Here is a 471-nt window from a genome sequence, read left to right as displayed (position 1 = left end):
CCCCCCCCGCCCCCGGCCCCCCGGGGGGGGCCCCCGCCCCCCCCCCCCCCGGGGGTTCCGGTCCCGGCCGGACCCCCGGCCTGTCGTGTCCGGGCCCCCGACGCATTCCGCGTCCGGGGCGCCCATATCAAGCCTTGGCCGGCGCTCCCAGCGGCTCCAGGCGACAAAGTCAAGCCCCTCCGGCGATTGAGGAGCGGGGTCCCGGGGGGGGCCCCCCGGGCCCCCCCCCGCCCCCCCCCCCCCCCCCCCCCCCCCCCCCCCGCCCGCCCCCCCCCCCCCCCCCCCCCCCCCCCCCCCCCCCCCCCCCGGAACACCAGCGCGGCCCTCACCAGCCCTCCGGCTCCGCCCCGTCCACCGCGAACACCGACCCGTCCGGAGCCGTCCCCACCACCATCCGCCCCGCCACCACCGGCGCAGGCATATCAGACGCATACGTCAACTTCCCCCCGCTCAACCGCGCCCGCGTCTGAC

The sequence above is a fragment of the Streptomyces durocortorensis genome (genome assembly GCF_016901035.1).
Lineage (GTDB): Bacteria > Actinomycetota > Actinomycetes > Streptomycetales > Streptomycetaceae > Streptomyces > Streptomyces durocortorensis.
This window is presented reverse-complemented; position numbering follows the sequence as displayed.